Source organism: Bacillus sp. VA15 (genome assembly GCF_055721145.1).
The window spans coordinates 21,183-39,260 of sequence record NZ_JBVQPQ010000001.1 but is presented as its reverse complement, the minus strand read 5'-3'; the positions used below and the strand labels follow the sequence as shown (position 1 = coordinate 39,260).

Sequence of the window (18,078 nt, the reverse complement as noted above, 5' to 3'; positions counted from 1 at the left end):
TTTCTTCCAGTTTCCTGTAACCGTCACAGCCACTTTTGCAAAAACCGGACAGCTTCATGCCTCATGACTGCTGTTTCGAAATGCCCTGAAGCGGAACGGACCACCCGATAGCAATCAGAAGCTCCCTGTCCAGCATACGCAGATGTCAATTCTTTTTCGATTTTGTTCACACCCTCAGCCGGCGTTAACTGGTCGTGTACACCAACAAGGCTAAGGTGCGGGCGCGGCGCGATCATGCTTTGGATCTCTGAGGCAGAAAAATGCTTTGCAAGCGACGGGACGTAATAATAAAAGCCGTGCCGATCAAGATTCTGTGTTTTCATCAGGACGTGATGATCTACCTGGCTGCATAAATCCACACACACCTTAATCCGGTCATCGAGCGCCGCTGTCCACCACGCCATCAACCCTCCCATAGACATGCCGATGGTCCCAATTCTGTCAGGCTGAACATCAGGGCGAGACTGCATATAATCTAACGCTCTTAAACTGTCATAAATCATCATGCCCCACATCACTCTTCCGGTAAGAAGCATTTCTTTAAAAATCTCGCTTTCCGTTTTTCCCCGCCGATCTCCAAATCCCCAATGATCAATCGCAAGCACGCTGTACCCAAGAGAAGTCAGCTCACGGGAAAAAGAAGGCGTTTTCAAATAATCCGCTCCTTCCATCAGTTCACTTTTTCCCCTGTCATACTGGCCGCCATGCGAATGTTGAAACAATACGGCTGGACACGGCCCTTCTACAGACTTCGGTTTCACAAAATAAGCGGGCACCTTTTCATGTCCGTTTAGATCGAGCAGGAGCGTTTCAATGATGTTTCCTTCTCTTTCTTCAATACGCAATGTCTCCGTACTGATTTCCCTCCGATCAGGCAAATCTCCAAGCAATCGAAACAGCTGCTTTCTTCTTTCCGTACTCATTCCCTCACCCTTCCTTATTCGCTTACTTCACATTTACGAGACGAATCTGGTTTCCCCTTTATTTTTCCAAAACAAATCGCATCATTTACTAAATATTTAGTAAATATAACGAAATATTCCGAAAATGATTATTGTAACTGCTTACTTTCATATGATAGTATCAATTTATCAAAAACAGATGAGTTAATATTTTACTAAATAGATGAGAGGGATAACCATGGTTAGGATTAAAGATATCGCCTTGAAAGCTAATGTTTCAAGTGCAACTGTGTCCAGAATATTAAATGAAGATGAGTCGCTTTCTGTTGCAGGTGAAACGAGACAAAGAGTCATCAATATTGCCGAAGAGCTTGGCTATCAAACGGTTGCCAAACGCCGGAAAGCCCGCGGGCACAAACAGCGGGCCCAGCCGCTGATCGGCGTGCTGAGCTGCCTGTCCCCCGATCAGGAGCGGCAGGATCCTTATTTTTCTTCAATTCGCAAAGGCATTGAAAAAGAATGCTTTGAACAGGAAATTTTCATTACGAATTCGATTCATCTCGGTTCCTTTCAGGAGCATATCTTTCGGGAACTGGATGGTGTTATTGTCATCGGCCGTGTTCACGATGAAGCGGTTAAGCACATCAGCGGAAGGCTGGAGCATGTTGTATTTATCAATCATTCTCCTGATCCGCAAGCATACGATTCAATTGGCATCGATTTTGAATCCGCTTCACGCCAGGCGATTGATCACCTTTTCGATCTAGGCTACAAACGGTTAGGCTACATTGGCGGGCAGGAAAAAGAGCATACACTGAAGGACGGCCAAAGCATTCGCAGAACGATTGAAGACAAACGGCTGACCGCCTTTTTGGAGTCCGCCGCCCCCCGGCCTGAGCATGTGCTGATCGGAGAATACAGCATGCGCGAGGGTTATCGCCTGATGAAGAAAGCAATCGCTCAAGGCAATCTGCCGGAAGCATTCTTTATCGCAAGCGATTCCATGGCGATCGGCGCATTAAAAGCGCTCCAGGAAGCCGGACTCCAAGTGCCACGGGATACGGCGTTCGTCAGCTTTAACGGCATTGAAGAAGCTGAATTTGCCAGCACGCCACTAACGACGGTGAAGGTGTACACAGAGGAAATGGGCCGTACAGGCGTGAAACTGTTGCTTGACCGTCTCAATGGGCGTACGCTTCCTCATCATGTCACCCTGCCCACAACATTAATCGTGAGACAAAGCTGCGGATATACAACTAAGGAGGTGACATAAGCAAGCATTCATCACGATAATAAGGAGGAAAAGATGAAACACACTTTTGTTTTATTTCTCTCTCTTATTCTGCTTGTTCTGCCCGGATGCTCAGCAGAGAAAAGCTCAGCAGATACCGCAAAAAAGACGTTAACGATTTATTCTACAATGTCAACGGACAGTGAAAGAGATACGTTCAGAAAACTGGCGGCAGCGTTTGAAAAGGAACACAGAGACATCCGTGTCAGCCTTCATTTCCCAGGCAATGACTATGAAAATATGATGCGTGTCAGAATGGCAGCCAATGATTTGCCTGACCTTTTCGATACACATGGCTGGGGAAAAATCAGGTATGGAGAATATACAGCTGATCTCAGAGATATGGAATGGACCCAAGATCTCGATCCCAATTTAAACAGCATCCTCAAAAATAAAAGCGGAAAGGTGTATGCCTATCCGATCAATCAGGCAAAAGACGGTCTGGCATATAACCGCAATATTTTAGACCGTTACGGCATTAACCCGCCGGAAACCATGGATGACTTTATGAAAGCGCTGAGAACGATTAAAGAAAAGAGCAAGGGAAGCATTATGCCCTTCTGGTTTGCCGGCTATGACAAAAGCTCATTCGCCCAATATTACGACCAATTCGCTACACCTCTTCTCATCACAGATCCTGCCCATAATGAAAAAAAACAGCTCACCAACGGCACTTTTCATTGGAGCAAATTCACTTATTTATCAGACATCCTTAAACAAATGCAGAAAGAAAAATTGATCAATATTGACGCCGTAACCGCAAAAAAATCACAGCTCATTGAATTAATGGCCCAAAACAAAATCGCCTTTACGATGCAAGGCGGCACGCTTGGCCAAGACGTTGCCCAGATCAATCCGAAGGTCAAGGTCGGCATTATCCCGACACCTGCCATACATGACGGTGATGATCCGATATGGATCGGTGGTGAACGCTACACACTTGCAGCATGGAAAGACTCCCCTCACGTAAAGAAAGCAAAAGAATTCATCGCATTTATGGCCCGTCCCGCCAATGCCAAACAAATGGCTGAAGCCACGTCGCTTCCTTCAGGACTGACCAATGTGAAAGCTGATATTTTCTACGCGAACGACTATGAGCATTATCAAGAAGTCAAAGTCGAGCCTTACTTCGACCGTTTATACCTGCCAAATGGAATGTGGGATGTTCTGGGCACGGCCGGGCAGGAGCTTGCGGCTGACATTTTGACGCCTCAAGAGATTTCGAAGAAGCTGGGAAGAGAATACAAACGACTCCGGGAGCAATCGGAAACACAGGGAGCTGAAGAACAATGAGTGAGATCGCAAGAGACGTTCATGTGAAACAGGTTAAACCGAAAAAGCAGTCCTCACTTTGGTGGATGTATATTCCTGCTTTGCTCTCCGTTCTGGTCTTTATGATTTATCCGTTTGTGAAAGGCACATTGATCACCTTTACGAACTGGAACGGCTTTTCACAAGTCTACCAATGGGTGGGATTCGCGCAATATGAAAGGCTGTTTTCTGATCCTGACACCTGGCACATCTTAAAAAACACGCTGCTTTACGGACTCGGCAGCACCTTTTTCCAAAATGCGGTCGGACTCCTGTACGCCCTGCTCTTGAATCAAAGCATCAAAATGAAAGCGATAACAAGAACAATTGTGTATTTGCCGGTCATGATCAGCCCGCTCATTATGGGCTACATTTGGTACTTTTTCTTCTCCTATGACGGAGGCGCGCTCAACGATTTGCTTGGTGTATTCGGCATCAGCCCGATCAATGCTCTCGCCAGTCCATCGCTCAATCCGTGGCTCATTGTCATGATTAACACCTATCAATATGTCGGGATCGCTATGGTTGTCTACTTAGCTGGCCTGCAAAGCATTCCGAAAGACTATTATGAAGCTGCGCAAATGGATGGCGCGAAACAAGGCCAGCAGTTTTTTAGCATTACGCTGCCGCTGTTAATGCCCTCGATCACGATTAATATGGTCATCAACATTATCGGAGGCTTAAAGCTGTTTGATGTCATTATCGCGCTCACCGCAGGCGGTCCCGGAAATGCGTCACAATCCATGTCCACTTTTATGTACGATTTGTATTTCAAACGGCAGGATGCCGGCTATGCCGCAACACAAGGCATATTTATGGCATTTGTCATTTTGATCATCAGCTTTTGTGCGCTAGCGTACTTTAAAAGAAAGGAGACGGAAATGTCATGAAAGCCGCCCGTTCAAAAAACATGCGGATCATTACGATTCTTGCCGCCATTGTGGCCTGTGCGCATTTTATTCCTTTTTACATCCTTCTGACCACTTCATTAAAAGCAAAAGGAGACTACAGTTCAAAATGGCTGTTTCCAGCCGACATCTCCTTTCACAATTTTTCAGAAGCGTGGGAGCGCGCTTCGTTAGGAAATTCATTTATAAACACCATCATCATCACAGGTTTTTCTGCCTTGTTATTGATTATATTCGGCTCACTTGCCGCCTACCCGCTTGCCCGGCGGGAAACAAAACTGAATAAAGCCGTTTTTGCCTTGCTGATTTCCATTATGATCATCCCTCCGTTAACGTCGATGGTGCCTTTGTATCGAATGGTCGTGGACGCCGGAATGGTCAATACACACGCCATCGCCATTTTGATCAATACAGCGGCTTATATGCCGTTAACCGTATTCTTGTATTCTGGCTTCATCCGTTCGACCATTCCAAAAGAGCTTGAAGAAGCCGCAAGAATAGATGGCGCAGGCATGCTGAAAATCTTTTTTACGATCGTGTTTCCTCTGCTGAAGCCGATCACTGCGACCATCTGTATTATTTCCTGTGTCTTCATATGGAACGACTATCAATTTGCGATTTTCTTTTTACAAGATCAAAAGGTTCAGACATTAACAGTAGCCATGGCAGGGTTTTTCGGAGAAAACGCCAACAATCTGCATTTAGTTGCCGCAGCCGCGCTTATGGCGATGCTGCCGATGGTTATTCTGTTTTTGGCGCTGCAAAAATACTTTATTGCCGGCCTGTCATCCGGAGCGGTAAAGGGATAACATTAAAGGAGGAATCAATATGAAAAAGATTACATTTATCGGTGCAGGGAGCACCATTTTCGCCAAAAATGTTTTGGGAGACTGCTTGTTAACAGAAGCACTGAATGGATTTGAATTCGCCCTTTACGACATTGATCCAAAACGCTTGCAGGAATCCCAGTTCATGCTCGAAAATCTGAGAGACCGCTATAACCCGAGTGTGGCCATCAACAGCTATGATGACAGAAAACTCGCCTTGCAGAACGCAAGCTATGTCATCAATGCGATTCAGGTTGGAGGATATAAACCGAGCACAGTCATAGATTTCGAGATTCCGAAACGGTACGGGCTGCGTCAGACGATCGCTGACACAGTCGGCATCGGCGGGATCTTCAGATCACTCAGAACAATCCCGGTCTTATTTGATATCGCAAAAGATATGGAGGAAATGTGCCCGGATGCGTGGTTTTTAAACTACACAAACCCAATGGCCTCACTTACAGGCGCCATGCTCCGCTATACGAACATCAAAACAATCGGGCTCTGCCACAGTGTTCAAGTGTGCACGAAGGATTTATTCAAATCTCTCGGAATGGAGCATGGCGGAATCGAGGAGCGCATCGCGGGCATCAATCATATGGCTTGGCTTTTGGAAGTCAAAAAAGACGGCATAGATCTATATCCGGAAATCAAAAGGAGGGCAAAAGAAAAACAAAAAACAAAGCATCATGATATGGTGCGGTTTGAATTGATGGATAAGTTCGGCTATTATGTCACGGAATCATCCGAACACAATGCAGAATATCATCCATACTTTATTAAACGGAACTATCCCGAGCTGATCAGCGAGCTGCAAATCCCGCTCGACGAATATCCGAGAAGATGCGTCAAACAGATTCAAAATTGGGAGAAAATGCGGGATGATATCGTCAATAATAAAAACCTTACGCACGAACGCTCAAAGGAATATGGTTCAAGAATTATAGAGGCAATGGAAACGAACGAGCCGTTCACCTTTGGGGGAAACGTCTTGAATACAGGACTGATCACCAATCTTCCTTCAAAAGCGGTTGTGGAAGTGACATGCGTCGCCGACAGAAAAAAAATTACCCCGTGCTTCGCCGGAGAACTGCCTGAGCAGCTTGCAGCCTTAAACCGGACGAATATTAATACGCAGTTGATGACAATTGAAGCCGCTGTTACACGAAAAAAAGAAGCGGTTTACCAAGCGGCAATGCTTGATCCGCATACAAGCGCGGAGCTTTCCATGACTGACATCATCTCCATGTGTGACGATTTATTTGCAGCACACGGCGATTGGCTTCCGGAATACAAATAAAAAAACTAGGGGGCCTCTCCCCTAGTTTTTTGGTTTTGTTTCGCCTTCCCAAGCCATCATGCCGCCTTCAACATTGACTGTTTTAAAGCCCTGCTCATCCAGGTACCTGCAGACATTCATGCTGCGCATTCCTGAGCGGCAGATAAATACGTACTCTTTGTCTTTGTCAAAGGTGTCCATTTTTTCAGGAATATCTCCCATCCGAATATGAACGGCTTGCGGGATCATGCCTTCCGCCACCTCTTCATCTTCTCTGACATCAATTAAATATAGTTCTTCATCCGCCTCAATTTTTTCTTTCAAAACGGCTGTGCTGATTTCTTTTATCTCCAAAGAAAACACTCCTATTCACAATGATCATGTTCAGTATATCAAAGTCAGCTGGACGATTGCTATTTACAGACTGATGAAAAAAATCCCCTTTTGGCAAAGGGGATTTTTTCTAGGCTTAGTTTGCCACAATATTGACAAGCTTGCCAGGCACCGCGATGATTTTTCGAATCGTTTTGCCTTCAAGCTGCTCTTTGATCTTTTCATCTGCTTGAGCAAGCTGTTCCAGCTGTTCTTTCGTCGCATCGGCAGGAACCTGTAATTTCGCTTTTACTTTTCCGTTCAGCTGAACAACGATTTCAACTTCATCATCCACAAGTTTCGTTTCATCATATTCAGGCCAAGCTTCGTATGCAATCGTGCCGGAATGGCCAAGCTTCTCCCAAAGCTCTTCCGCCAAGTGAGGCGCGACAGGAGAAAGAAGCTTCACAAAGCCTTCCATATATTCTTTCGGCAGCTCTGTTGCTTTATACGCTTCATTAATAAAGACCATCAGCTGGGAAATACCCGTGTTGAAACGAAGGCCTTCGTAATGGTCTGTGACTTTCATGACCGTTTCATGATACACGCGCTCCAATGTTTCACCAGCGCCTTCAACGATTTTGCCATTAAGCTCACCGCTGTCTTCAACAAACAGGCGCCATACGCGGTCAAGGAAGCGGCGCGCGCCGTCTAATCCTGATTCAGACCAGGCGATTGAAGCATCAAGCGGTCCCATGAACATTTCGTACAATCTCAGCGTATCAGCGCCGTGAGAAGCAACGATTTCGTCAGGGTTGACGACGTTCCCTTTAGATTTACTCATTTTTTCGTTGTTTTCGCCGAGAATCATGCCTTGGTTGTACAGCTTTTGGAATGGTTCTTTCGTCGGCACTACGCCGATATCATAAAGGAACTTATGCCAGAAGCGGGCGTACAGAAGGTGAAGCACGGCATGTTCTGCACCGCCGATATACATATCAACCGGAAGCCATTTTTCCAATTTCTCTGGTGATGCCAGCTGATTCGGATTGCGCGGATCAATATAGCGCAAGAAATACCAGCAGCTTCCCGCCCATTGCGGCATTGTATTCGTTTCTCTTCTTCCTTTTTTACCTGTCTCAGGATCTGTGACTTCCACCCAATCTTTAATGTTCGCAAGCGGTGATTCGCCTGTTCCGCTCGGTTTGATTTCATCCGTTTTCGGCAAAATCAGCGGCAGCTCCTCTTCCGGCACAGCCGTTGATGTTCCGTCTTCCCAATGAATGACCGGAATCGGTTCGCCCCAATAACGCTGACGGCTAAAGAGCCAGTCGCGCAGACGGTACGTCACTTTCTTCTCGCCGTTTTTCGTTTCTTCCAGCCAAGCGTTCACTTTCTCAATCGCTTCCTGCTTGTTAAGGCCGTTCAGAAAATCTGAGTTCACATGCTCGCCGTCGCCAGTGTACGCTGCTTCCTCAACATTTCCGCCTTTCACGACTTCCTTCACCGGAAGGCCAAATGTTTTGGCGAATTCAAAATCACGCTCATCGTGGCCAGGAACAGCCATAACAGCACCTGTTCCGTATGAAGCAAGAACGTAATCCGCAATCCAGATCGGCAATTTTTCTCCGTTTACAGGATTGATCGCATAAGCTCCTGTGAAAACGCCTGTCTTTGTTTTCGCAAGATCTGTACGCTCAAGATCACTCTTTGATTGAATTTCTTTGATATATGCTTCAACAGCTTCTTTTTGCTCTGCCGTTGTGATGTTTTCCACCAATGCATGTTCCGGAGCAAGCACAGTGTATGTAGCGCCAAACAGCGTATCTGGTCTTGTCGTAAACACCGTAAAGGATTCAGCATGTCCATCTACAGTAAAATGAACGTGTGCGCCTTCAGAACGGCCGATCCAGTTGCGCTGCATATCTTTAATGCTTTCCGGCCAGTCAAGCTCTTCCAAGTCTTCAAGAAGCCTGTCCGCATATGCTGTAATTTTCAGCATCCACTGCTTCATCGGGCGTCTCTCTACCGGATGGCCGCCGCGTTCGCTCTTGCCGTCAATAACTTCTTCGTTGGCAAGAACCGTACCGAGAGCAGGGCACCAGTTTACAGGCACTTCGTCAACGTAAGCAAGGCCTTTTTCGTAAAGCTTTAAGAAAATCCATTGCGTCCATTTATAGTATTCAGGGTCAGTCGTATTGATTTCACGATCCCAGTCATATGAGAAGCCAAGCGACTGAATTTGGCGGCGGAAATTATCGATATTCTGCTTCGTAAACACAGCAGGATCGTTCCCTGTGTCAAGCGCGTATTGTTCAGCCGGCAGGCCGAATGCGTCCCAGCCCATTGGATGTAGGACATCATAGCCCTGCATGCGCTTCATGCGGGACAGGATATCCGTAGCTGTATATCCTTCAGGATGGCCGACGTGCAATCCCGCTCCTGACGGATAAGGAAACATGTCCAGCGCGTAAAATTTTTGTTTTTCATTATTATCAAGAGTGGCAAATGTTTTGTTTTCGAGCCAATATGTTTGCCATTTCTTTTCTATCTCTTTGTGCTGAAAACTCAAAGTAAAAACCTCCTTCTGATTGAATACGGCGTTTATGGTTCAAGTATTGACGGGAAGGAGAGGATTATATTCAGAATATTCCCAAACTAAAAAAAACTCCCTCATCCCTAAAAGGGACGAGAGACTTTCGTTTTCCCGCGGTACCACCCTCGTTAGCGCGGCATGCGCCGCACTCACTTGATACTTTTAACGCAGTTATGCGTCAGCGGCTTTTCACCGCTGCAACTCTGAGGTGAGTTCGGAAACAAACTTGATTGACTTTCACCAGCCGTCAACTCTCTGCAACAATATCTGCTTCTTACTGCTCCTCTTCATTGTTCTTATCGCAACCGTAATCTTAACTGTATTTTATAGAATTCTGTTCATAAGTGCAAGCAGGTTTGTATACAATGGGAATGTACCCTGAACGGGCGAAGATTGAGGACAATTATTCGGGTGGAGTTTTGGTTTGACGTTTGGACTCGGCCGGTTCGCCTCCGCTGTTCATTTCTCTCACAAAGTCAAAACTTCTGAGAACAGCTTCACCGCCGTAGCCTGAGATAATGGATAAGATGACAAGTTGAATTCCTGAATCGGGGTCAGCGGATAATACAAGTAAAATGGAAGCTGTCATTCCGATAAACCAATCTTCCAAAAATCCAAGGTAGATAAACCGCTTCGTCATTCTGGGCTTCTCCAGCCTGCCTCTCTTTTTCACATGACCGAGAATCCCCATGATTCCTCCAATTACACAAGCAATAAGTACCTGATGCAGCATCTTCATCATCACCTTCCTAAAGCCCTTATTTCGTAAAGCGACTTCAGGCCATCCAGCCCCCTTAAACGATTCCGATGATTTTCGATATCTACATACTGGCAAATCTGAAAAAAGCTTGTTTCTTCCATTATATGTGAACACATGATCGGTAAGCTTGATGCATTGGATTCATTTTTCACCCAGTGACATTGACCTAGTCACTCATTTAGCTACTTCCGTTCATATGTTCAATCTCTGTTCTTATTTTTAGTGTATACGAGGACAAGCCTTGATGACAAACAACAAACTGCGCTTGCTTGAATCAGAACATGTGTTGTGCTACGGTTACTGTAGAATTCATTAAAAAAAGGGGAATACCAGGCTTTCGCACAGTTAGCTGACAGCCTAAGGGGGATTTATATGGCTAGTTTTCAATCATTTGGAGTACAAGGACAGCTGGAAGTCATCAAAAAAGCGCTTGATCACGCGCGAGTCGGTGTGGTAATTACAGATCCTGCACTTGAAGATAATCCTATTGTCTACGTAAACCAAGGCTTTGTTCAAATGACCGGCTATGAAGCCGGAGAGATTTTAGGAAAGAACTGCCGCTTCTTACAGGGGAAACACACAGACCCCGCTGAAGTAGACAACATCAGAATCGCTTTGCAAAATAAAGAACCGGTTACCGTTCAGATCCAAAACTACAAAAAAGACGGAACGCTGTTCTGGAATGAATTGAGTATTGATCCGCTGGAGATCGAAGACAAGACCTATTTTGTCGGAATTCAAAAAGACATCACCCAGCAAAAAGAGTATGAAAAACTTCTCGAGGATTCCCTCACAGAAATTACTGCACTTTCAACGCCTATTGTCCCGATTCGCAACGGCATTTCGGCCCTTCCGCTAGTCGGCAACCTGACAGAGGAGCGATTTAATTCCATCGTCAGCACATTGACGAATATCTTATCAACATCCAAAGATGATTATTTGATCATTGATTTATCAGGATTAGCCCAAGTAAATGAACAAACCGCCGACCAGATTTTCAAGCTGAGCCATTTGCTGAAATTGACCGGAACCGAATTAATCATTACTGGCATTAAGCCAGAATTGGCTATGAAAATGAATAAACTGGACGCCAATTTTTCATCGCTGAAAACATATTCAAATGTAAAGGATGCCGTTAACGTGCTTCCGATTATGTAAAAAGATCCCGCTCATCCGGCGGGATCTTTATTATGAAGAGATTGATGCTTGCTTATTTGTTTCTTTAGCCGGTTTTATCCGTTTGTCATATAAAAGCGTCGTGGCAATACTGATCAACAGCAAAACCAAAAGAGATAAGACAAGAGCCTGAATGCCGAAATGATCGACAAGCAAACCGCCGAACAACGGACCAATCATTCTGCCGCCTGTCGCCGCGCTGTTGACAAAGCCTTGGTAAAATCCTTCCTTCCCTTTAGGGGCAAGCTGGTTGGCAATCGTCGGCACCGCAGGCCAGACAAGCATTTCCCCTATGGTCAGGATCACCATAGCAGCCAGAAACATCGGGAAATGCTTTGCCGTCAGCAGCATGCTGAAGGATACAATGAAAATGATAAATCCGATGACCATTTGCGCTTTCAGCGACTCCGCCCATTTTTTCACTACAAAGCTGACAAGCGGCTGGCCAAGCACAATTAAAATCCCGTTAACCGTCCACAGCACGCTATATAAGGAAAGAGATATTCCAATGCTTTGTGTGTACGAAGCAATTGTGGTAGACCACTGAGAATAAGCCAGCCATCCGAGTACATAGCCGCTGCTTAATATGATAAGCGCAGCAAATTTTGCTTTGCCGTTTACGGCATCATAATCAAGCACCGATGTTTGAGACGCATCCTTCGTCTGAATATTTCGAAATCCGAAATATACGATAAAGAAAAAGGCCAGATACAATGCAGCATTCGCCAAAAATACGTATGAAAATGAGAAAGATGCCACGACTCCGCCAAGTGCTGACCCAACGGCCACACCCGCGTTTTGCGCAACATATATCGCATTAAATGCCTTCCTTCCCCCTTCAGGCCACACCGATCCAGCCATTGCGTAGCTGGCCGGAAAAACAACACCGGAACCAAAGCCCACAATCGTCAGCAGCACAATATAGGCCGGCCACTCATGAAAAAAGACAAGGCCCATCAGGCTTGCTAACGTAATCGCAATCCCAAGCATAATCGATTTAAAGCCGCCGATTTTATCAAACAAAAAACCGCCGCATAAATTTCCTGCCACACTGGCGCCGGAATTCAGCATCAGCACAAGTCCGGCTACTGTTAATGACTTTCCTAAATGATTATGGATATAAATCGTATTCAGCGGCCATAAAAAAGAAGCACCCGTCACATTAATAAACATTCCAATGATTAAAATTTTAAGAGCACGCGGCACACTAATCCCCCTTTCTTACCTAAAAAAGCTCATGAAAAAAACGAAACCTAAAACGGCTCCGTACGAATCGAGTTATCATAGCACATTCATTCTATCTGTCTATCTCACATTTTTCAACTGATGAGCGTGAAAAAATCTAACAAATATTGTTCAGAAAATGTAAAATAAATAGAAAAAGGGGGCATTTTATGGAAATGACATTAGCATTTTTAGGTTTTCTTGCATGTCTCATTTCGCTTGGCTATGGATTGTATCACCTCGTCAGATATGTGCTGAAAAAGGAAAAACGTTTCTCTAAGAAACTCTTTTGGCCGCTTTTGATAGGATGCCTGGTGCTGCTCTTCACCGGAGCAGGATTGTCAGAACCTGATGCTGCTGCAGCAAATGCTGAGAAAAAATATTCAGCGCTAAACGCCGAATATAAAAGTCTCACAAAAGAGCATGAAGCACTTGAGAAAGAATATAAATCTGTGAGCTCTGAAGCAAAGAAATTGAAAGACAACACAGAAGATCAGGACAAGCTTGAGCAGATTGAAAAAGAGAATAGCGAACTAAAAAAGACTCAGAAATCATTAAAAGCTGAGATTAAAGAGCTTCAAGAAAATCAAAAACAGCTCAAAGAAGATACAAAAACGGTTAAGGCTGAAAATGAAACACTCCAACAAGATAACACAAAGCTTGAAAATCAATTGAAAGAGGCAAAAAGCCAAACTGCCAGTTCTCATGAAGACACTGGAAATTCTTCAAGCCATACCTATAAAAATGATGAAGCCAAAACAGCTGACACAGCAGAAGGCTGTAATATTAAAGGAAGCAAAAACGGCATCTACCACACGCCGGGCAGTACATACTATGACCGGACAACCGACCCGGCTGAAATGTTTTGTTCAGTTGAAGAAGCTGAAGCCGCCGGTTACCGGGCGCCAAAACGATAAACAAAAAGCTCCAGAATCTCTGGAGCTTTTGCTGTTTCACAACGACGATTTAATAACCTTCTTATAATAAAGAACTGACAGAAAACCAAAAATCGAGTAGAGCGCAGTATATAACATCATCACCACTATCATCGGCGTCCAGACCTCAGATCCGAATAAGAACCAGCCGGATTGGACGGCAAAGTAGCTGTGGAAGAGACCGACAACCAGTGGAATGCCGAAGTTGTACATTTGTTTGATTCGTATCCCCTTTATCAGGTCGCCCTGCGTAAAACCGAGTTTTCTCAAAATGGTATAATTCGGTTTTTCATCTTCACTTTCACCCATTTGTTTAAAGTAAAGGATACACCCCGAGGTGATGAGAAATGTTAATCCTAAGAAACCAACGATGAACATGACCATACCAAAAAGAGATTTTTGCGCAATACTTGTATCCAGCCTTGATAAATGCAGATCTTTCTTGTTCACCTTTTGAAAAAGCTCATTTGCTTTTTCAAGCTGATCTCCATGTTTCATATTAATGCCGATAAATTCAGATTGCGGAAGCTGAATACCGGGGTCTTTATCTTTGTTCAGCCGTTTATACAGGCTGTCATCCACTATGACAGCGGGCATTCCCCCGCTTGTAAACGTGTAGGATACAAGAAACTCATCTCTTAATCCTTTATAGTGTAATGGTTGCGTTTCATGCTTGCTGTTTACTTTAATGCTGCCCGAGTCTTTTAAAACCATTATTTTTTGCAGCAAGTCGGTGTATCCTGAGAAAACCGCCTCCCCAGCCGCCACATCGACTCCGTTTACATCTTTGTCGCTAACAACAGCAAGCTGTAATTTGCTAGGGTCCCCCTGCATCTCTTTCGGGGTTCCATCCATGATATTTGTGACATCAAAAGACGCTTGCAGGACAGGGGTTTCCTTTTTCACATATGAAATGTTGCTTTCACTCAAACTGCTTTCGAATCGTTTGGCATCTTTCTCATTCATGAATGAAAAATCCGCCGCTACATTTTGTTCAGCAGTTTTTTCTGCCGAGTAATACGAGATGTAAGCAAGAGATAACAGCCCGATGGCGAGCGCTGAAACGGTTGTAATAATCGTCAGCAGCAACGCGTTCGATTTCATTCTGAACATGATTGATGACAGTGACAGGACCTCAGAAATATTTAAGTAGCCGCCCTTGCTTTTTCGAATGATGTTCGAGATAAACGTAACCGATCCTTTATAAAACAAAAACGTCCCGATAATGACGCTCCCCAGGATGAAGCTCATCGCACCAAACAGTTCATTAATGGTCTTAAATTTTCCGCCAAACAGCTCAGAAGACACATAGTATCCTGTCAAAATCAGCACGATGCCTAAAGCGCCGATCAGCATCTGGAAAAATGATATTTTCTTCACTTTATCTTCAGTGGAAGACGCCACTTTAAATAAAGATAATATACTTTGTTTTTTGATAAACGTATAATTCATGACCATAATCAAAAGGTAAATGCCGCAGAATACAATGATCGTTTGGATCAAGGCTTGCCCGGAAAAATGCAGTTTCGCATCAGCTTCGACATCCACAATTTTGAACAGAATCATCAATACCAGCTTCGATATCGAAAACCCAGCCACTACCCCGATCGCTAGGGAACCGAAATACAGCATGATATTTTCTGCACTTAAGATACGAAAGATTTTATGCTTCGTCATTCCGATTAATTGAAACAGCCCGATTTCTTTACTCCGTCTTTTAATAAAAATCGTATTGGCATATAAAATGAAGATTGCCACTACAGCCACAAGCAAAATCGAAGCGGTTTTAATAGCCGCGGCTCCCTTGATTGAAGCCTTCACTTCGTTAATCGCAGGATCATATTGGAGCGTGACAAAAGCGAAATAAAGCGCCACGCTAAAAATGAGCGCAAACACATACAGATAGTAATTCCGAAGGTTCTTTTTCAAATTTCGCAGGATGAGCTGATTAATGTTCATGCTGCACCCCGCCTAACACACCTTGCGTTTTCATAATATCCTGGAAAAACGTCTGCCTGTCCTGGCCCCCTTTATTCAGCTGCGTATACATTAGCCCGTCCTTAATAAAAATGACTCTGCCGCAGTAGCTTGCGGCGACGGGATCATGGGTGACCATAATGATCGTGGCGTTGCGTTTCTGATTGAGCTGGCTCAGCTTGTTTAATAAATCGGAGGCCGATTTCGAATCGAGCGCGCCGGTCGGTTCATCAGCGAAAATAATGCTCGGGTCATGAATAAACGCTCTCCCGGCGGATGTTCTCTGCTTCTGGCCGCCGGAAATTTCATTTGGGTACTTATCGCGCAATTCATAAATTCCCAATTCCTTTGCAACTTCCTCAAACTTGCGATTGGCTTCCTTTTTTGATAGTTTCGTGATCGATAATGGCAGAAGGATATTTTCTTTCACTGTCAATGTGTCTAACAAATTGTAATCTTGAAAGATAAAGCCTAAATGCTGTTTTCTGAATTCAGCCAGCTGCTTTTCCTTCATAGAAGTCATTTCATTTCCGTTAATGTTGATCGTTCCGTGACTGACCTGATCAATCGAAGACAGCACGTTAAGCAATGTGGTTTTCCCGGACCCTGATGCCCCCATAATACTGACAAATTCGCCTTTTTGGATATGGATATCAATACCTTTGAGCACTTCTTGTTTATTCAGCTTGTTTCCATAGCTTTTTCGAATTTTATTTGCTTGTAAAATCATCATTTCTATAATCTCCTTTATATTGGATAATCTCATTATAAAAAGGAATGCCGGGCTTTTCCTTCGATACTGCGAACAAAAAAGAAAAGCATGTGACATTTTCGTCACATGCTTATGACACGTTCAAATTGATTCCGTTTCGGAAAGGTTAATGTAAAAACTGTCCCCACACCGAACTCCGAATCAACATCTATATGGATCAATAACGGCGCCGCGGCTTTTTTCGCCAAGTACAGCCCCATGCCTGTGGACGCTTGATCATGGTGGTCCGTTGTAGATGTAAATCCTTTATCAAAAATACGCGGCACATCTTTTTGATCAATGCCCCTGCCACAGTCTTTCACTTGGAGCTGCGTCCGTTCCCCTTTTTGAGTGCTTTTGATTTCTATCTCAGAGGCTTCGCTGTATTTCACCGCGTTTGTCAGCAGCTGTCTGATGATAAACGCCAGCCATTTTGCATCGCTCAGCACTTCTTCAGCCTCCAGCTGAATATCAAAGCCGATCCCTTTTTGGATACACCACGATTGTAAATCTTTGATTTCCTTGAAGATCAAAGGCTGAAGCTGAATGAATTCCACAGACAGATCGTTTTCAATAAATGATATGCGTTTTTGATGAAGCTGCTGATCTAAAAGCAGGTGAATACGCAGCCATTCATATGATAGCTGGGATTTCAAAGCTTGGTCTTCCATTCTATCAATGATTAAATGCATCGCTGTCAATGGGGTTTTGACCTCATGGATCCATGCCATCAGCTCATCTTTTTCATTTTCCAATGCCAAGCGATGCCGGGCAGCGGTTTGCTTCAAGTGTTCCGTTTGTCCGGTAATGCTTCTTTCAACCATCGATTCAAACGGCGTTTCCGGTTCATTTATCGCTGTCACATCAAGATGATTCTCCCATGTTTGCAGGCTTTTATAAAACGCCGTTTCTTTCCGATAGCGGAACCAAAGGAATATGATAAAAAACAAGCCACACAAATACACCATATAAAGAACATTTTCAAATGAAATGGAAGGATCAACAAAAGCAATGACTAACATCAAAGCCTGCTGAAACAAAAACACGGCAATCCAGCTTCGCCTTTCAGTGAGGAATGCTTTAATCATAGAAATGATCCTCTTCCTTCGCCATGTAGCCTTGGCCGACCTTTGTCTCGATATACGTGCCAAGCTGCAGGGCATCCAGTTTTTTCCGCAGGCGGTTGACATTGACGGTCAGCGTATTATCACTCACAAAACGCTCATCGTTCCACAAGCTTCTGATCAGCTCTTCCCGGCTGACGATCTTGTTTTTTTGTTCTATTAGCTGTTTTAAAATGAACATTTCATTTTTAGTCAGTTCAACAGAGCCTTTGTCATTGCTGACGAGGTTCTGCTCTGCGTCTATGGCAGCACCGCACCATGTTTTGATCGTGCTCGGCTCCGTATTATAATGATGCACGCGCCGGAAAATCGCTTGGATTTTCGCAATCAGCACATCAAAGTGAAATGGCTTTTGAATAAAGTCGTCTGCTCCGAGCTGCATAGACATCACCATATCAGCAGGATGATCACGGGAAGATAAAAAGAGAATCGGAACATTTGACCGGGAGCGGATCAGCCGGCACCAATGAAATCCATCGAATTTAGGCAGCTGGACATCAATAATGACACAATCAGGCTTAACCGCCGCAAATTCCTGCAGCACTTGACTGAAATCCTGAATGCCGTATACATCATAAGACCATCCCGTTAAACGATCCTTGATTTCATGAAACAGCGATTCATCATCTTCAATCAGCAAAAGTTTAAACAATCGACTCACCGCACTTTTTCCTTTTTTATCAAGTGTATAGCAAAACACCTTCA

At 44.4% G+C, this 18,078-nt stretch carries 16 protein-coding genes and 1 other annotated feature; of the genes, 7 read left to right on the top strand and 9 right to left on the bottom strand.

Going from position 1 to position 18,078, the window contains the following annotated elements:
- Nucleotides 1-23 precede the first annotated feature (23 nt).
- Nucleotides 24-923 (bottom strand): dienelactone hydrolase family protein, encoded by a 900-nt coding sequence (locus tag AC0DBE_RS00190; RefSeq protein WP_472960726.1) that lies wholly within the window; start codon nucleotides 921-923, stop codon nucleotides 24-26.
- A gap of 217 nt (nucleotides 924-1,140) precedes the next feature.
- Between AC0DBE_RS00190 and AC0DBE_RS00185 the strand changes: the two genes are divergently transcribed.
- Genes AC0DBE_RS00185 through melA form a run of 5 tightly spaced genes read left to right on the top strand, consistent with a single transcriptional unit; the run spans nucleotide 1,141 to nucleotide 6,539 of the window.
- Complete coding sequence (locus AC0DBE_RS00185; protein ID WP_472960725.1) at nucleotides 1,141-2,175, top strand: LacI family DNA-binding transcriptional regulator; 1,035 nt, start codon at nucleotides 1,141-1,143, stop codon at nucleotides 2,173-2,175.
- A gap of 33 nt (nucleotides 2,176-2,208) precedes the next feature.
- Nucleotides 2,209-3,486 (top strand): ABC transporter substrate-binding protein, encoded by a 1,278-nt coding sequence (locus AC0DBE_RS00180; protein WP_472960724.1) that lies wholly within the window; start codon nucleotides 2,209-2,211, stop codon nucleotides 3,484-3,486.
- Nucleotides 3,483-4,394, top strand: a complete 912-nt coding sequence (locus AC0DBE_RS00175; protein WP_326201331.1) for a carbohydrate ABC transporter permease — start codon at nucleotides 3,483-3,485, stop codon at nucleotides 4,392-4,394. Before AC0DBE_RS00180 ends, AC0DBE_RS00175 begins: the two co-directional genes overlap by 4 nt.
- A complete protein-coding gene (locus tag AC0DBE_RS00170; RefSeq protein WP_014114845.1) occupies nucleotides 4,391-5,221 on the top strand; it encodes a carbohydrate ABC transporter permease in 831 nt (276 codons plus the stop codon). Before AC0DBE_RS00175 ends, AC0DBE_RS00170 begins: the two co-directional genes overlap by 4 nt.
- A 19-nt stretch (nucleotides 5,222-5,240) precedes the next feature.
- The gene (melA, locus tag AC0DBE_RS00165) at nucleotides 5,241-6,539 is read left to right on the top strand and encodes an alpha-galactosidase MelA (protein ID WP_114151326.1); all 1,299 of its coding nucleotides are present in this window, start codon (nucleotides 5,241-5,243) and stop codon (nucleotides 6,537-6,539) included.
- Nucleotides 6,540-6,560: 21 nt separating this feature from the next.
- On the opposite strand, the gene AC0DBE_RS00160 is transcribed toward melA, so the two are convergent.
- From AC0DBE_RS00160 to AC0DBE_RS00150, 3 genes are all read right to left on the bottom strand, one after another.
- The gene (locus AC0DBE_RS00160) at nucleotides 6,561-6,872 is read right to left on the bottom strand and encodes a rhodanese-like domain-containing protein (RefSeq protein ID WP_014114849.1); all 312 of its coding nucleotides are present in this window, start codon (nucleotides 6,870-6,872) and stop codon (nucleotides 6,561-6,563) included.
- 115 nt (nucleotides 6,873-6,987) lie between these two features.
- The gene (gene leuS / locus AC0DBE_RS00155; protein WP_472960723.1) at nucleotides 6,988-9,402 is read right to left on the bottom strand and encodes a leucine--tRNA ligase; all 2,415 of its coding nucleotides are present in this window, start codon (nucleotides 9,400-9,402) and stop codon (nucleotides 6,988-6,990) included.
- Nucleotides 9,403-9,511: 109 nt separating this feature from the next.
- Nucleotides 9,512-9,726 (bottom strand) — a binding site (T-box leader).
- A 103-nt stretch (nucleotides 9,727-9,829) separates the two neighbouring features.
- Nucleotides 9,830-10,165 carry a DUF4257 domain-containing protein gene (locus tag AC0DBE_RS00150; protein WP_003223352.1) on the bottom strand — a complete coding sequence of 112 codons (336 nt, stop codon included), beginning with the start codon at nucleotides 10,163-10,165 and terminating at the stop codon, nucleotides 9,830-9,832.
- 393 nt (nucleotides 10,166-10,558) lie between these two features.
- Between AC0DBE_RS00150 and ytvA the strand changes: the two genes are divergently transcribed.
- Entirely contained in the window at nucleotides 10,559-11,344 is a 786-nt protein-coding gene (gene ytvA / locus AC0DBE_RS00145) for a YtvA family blue-light photoreceptor (protein WP_472960722.1), read from the top strand.
- Between the two features lie 30 nt (nucleotides 11,345-11,374).
- On the opposite strand, the gene AC0DBE_RS00140 is transcribed toward ytvA, so the two are convergent.
- A complete protein-coding gene (locus tag AC0DBE_RS00140; RefSeq protein ID WP_014114853.1) occupies nucleotides 11,375-12,568 on the bottom strand; it encodes an MDR family MFS transporter in 1,194 nt (397 codons plus the stop codon).
- A gap of 188 nt (nucleotides 12,569-12,756) precedes the next feature.
- On the opposite strand from AC0DBE_RS00140, the gene AC0DBE_RS00135 reads away from it, so the two are divergent.
- Entirely contained in the window at nucleotides 12,757-13,503 is a 747-nt protein-coding gene (locus tag AC0DBE_RS00135; RefSeq protein ID WP_472960720.1) for an LMBR1 domain-containing protein, read from the top strand.
- Nucleotides 13,504-13,539: 36 nt separating this feature from the next.
- Here the strand turns inward: AC0DBE_RS00135 and bceB are convergent, their stop codons facing one another.
- The 4 genes from bceB to bceR all read right to left on the bottom strand — a co-directional run bounded on the left by bceB (nucleotide 13,540) and on the right by bceR (nucleotide 18,025).
- Nucleotides 13,540-15,480, bottom strand: coding sequence for a bacitracin ABC transporter permease BceB (bceB, locus tag AC0DBE_RS00130; protein ID WP_472960719.1), 1,941 nt, complete (start codon nucleotides 15,478-15,480; stop codon nucleotides 13,540-13,542).
- Nucleotides 15,470-16,231 carry a bacitracin ABC transporter ATP-binding protein BceA gene (bceA, locus tag AC0DBE_RS00125; RefSeq protein ID WP_072566721.1) on the bottom strand — a complete coding sequence of 254 codons (762 nt, stop codon included), beginning with the start codon at nucleotides 16,229-16,231 and terminating at the stop codon, nucleotides 15,470-15,472. The genes bceB and bceA overlap by 11 nt, the downstream gene beginning before the upstream one ends.
- 101 nt (nucleotides 16,232-16,332) lie before the next feature.
- Nucleotides 16,333-17,337 carry a two-component sensor histidine kinase BceS gene (bceS, locus tag AC0DBE_RS00120; protein WP_439846051.1) on the bottom strand — a complete coding sequence of 335 codons (1,005 nt, stop codon included), beginning with the start codon at nucleotides 17,335-17,337 and terminating at the stop codon, nucleotides 16,333-16,335.
- Nucleotides 17,330-18,025 (bottom strand): two-component response regulator BceR, encoded by a 696-nt coding sequence (bceR, locus tag AC0DBE_RS00115; protein ID WP_014114858.1) that lies wholly within the window; start codon nucleotides 18,023-18,025, stop codon nucleotides 17,330-17,332. Before bceR ends, bceS begins: the two co-directional genes overlap by 8 nt.
- Nucleotides 18,026-18,078: the final 53 nt, after the last annotated feature.

Excerpts from the sequence above, each read along its gene's own strand:
- AC0DBE_RS00190 (WP_472960726.1), bottom strand. The coding sequence starts at position 923 with ATGAGTACGGAAAGAAGAAAGCAGCTGTTTCGATTGCTTGGAGATTTG.
- AC0DBE_RS00185 (WP_472960725.1), top strand. The coding sequence starts at position 1,141 with ATGGTTAGGATTAAAGATATCGCCTTGAAAGCTAATGTTTCAAGTGCA.
- AC0DBE_RS00180 (WP_472960724.1), top strand. The coding sequence starts at position 2,209 with ATGAAACACACTTTTGTTTTATTTCTCTCTCTTATTCTGCTTGTTCTG.
- AC0DBE_RS00175 (WP_326201331.1), top strand. The coding sequence starts at position 3,483 with ATGAGTGAGATCGCAAGAGACGTTCATGTGAAACAGGTTAAACCGAAA.
- AC0DBE_RS00170 (WP_014114845.1), top strand. The coding sequence starts at position 4,391 with ATGAAAGCCGCCCGTTCAAAAAACATGCGGATCATTACGATTCTTGCC.
- melA (WP_114151326.1), top strand. The coding sequence starts at position 5,241 with ATGAAAAAGATTACATTTATCGGTGCAGGGAGCACCATTTTCGCCAAA.
- AC0DBE_RS00150 (WP_003223352.1), bottom strand. The coding sequence starts at position 10,165 with ATGAAGATGCTGCATCAGGTACTTATTGCTTGTGTAATTGGAGGAATC.
- ytvA (WP_472960722.1), top strand. The coding sequence starts at position 10,559 with ATGGCTAGTTTTCAATCATTTGGAGTACAAGGACAGCTGGAAGTCATC.
- AC0DBE_RS00135 (WP_472960720.1), top strand. The coding sequence starts at position 12,757 with ATGGAAATGACATTAGCATTTTTAGGTTTTCTTGCATGTCTCATTTCG.
- bceB (WP_472960719.1), bottom strand. The coding sequence starts at position 15,480 with ATGAACATTAATCAGCTCATCCTGCGAAATTTGAAAAAGAACCTTCGG.
- bceA (WP_072566721.1), bottom strand. The coding sequence starts at position 16,231 with ATGATGATTTTACAAGCAAATAAAATTCGAAAAAGCTATGGAAACAAG.
- bceS (WP_439846051.1), bottom strand. The coding sequence starts at position 17,337 with ATGATTAAAGCATTCCTCACTGAAAGGCGAAGCTGGATTGCCGTGTTT.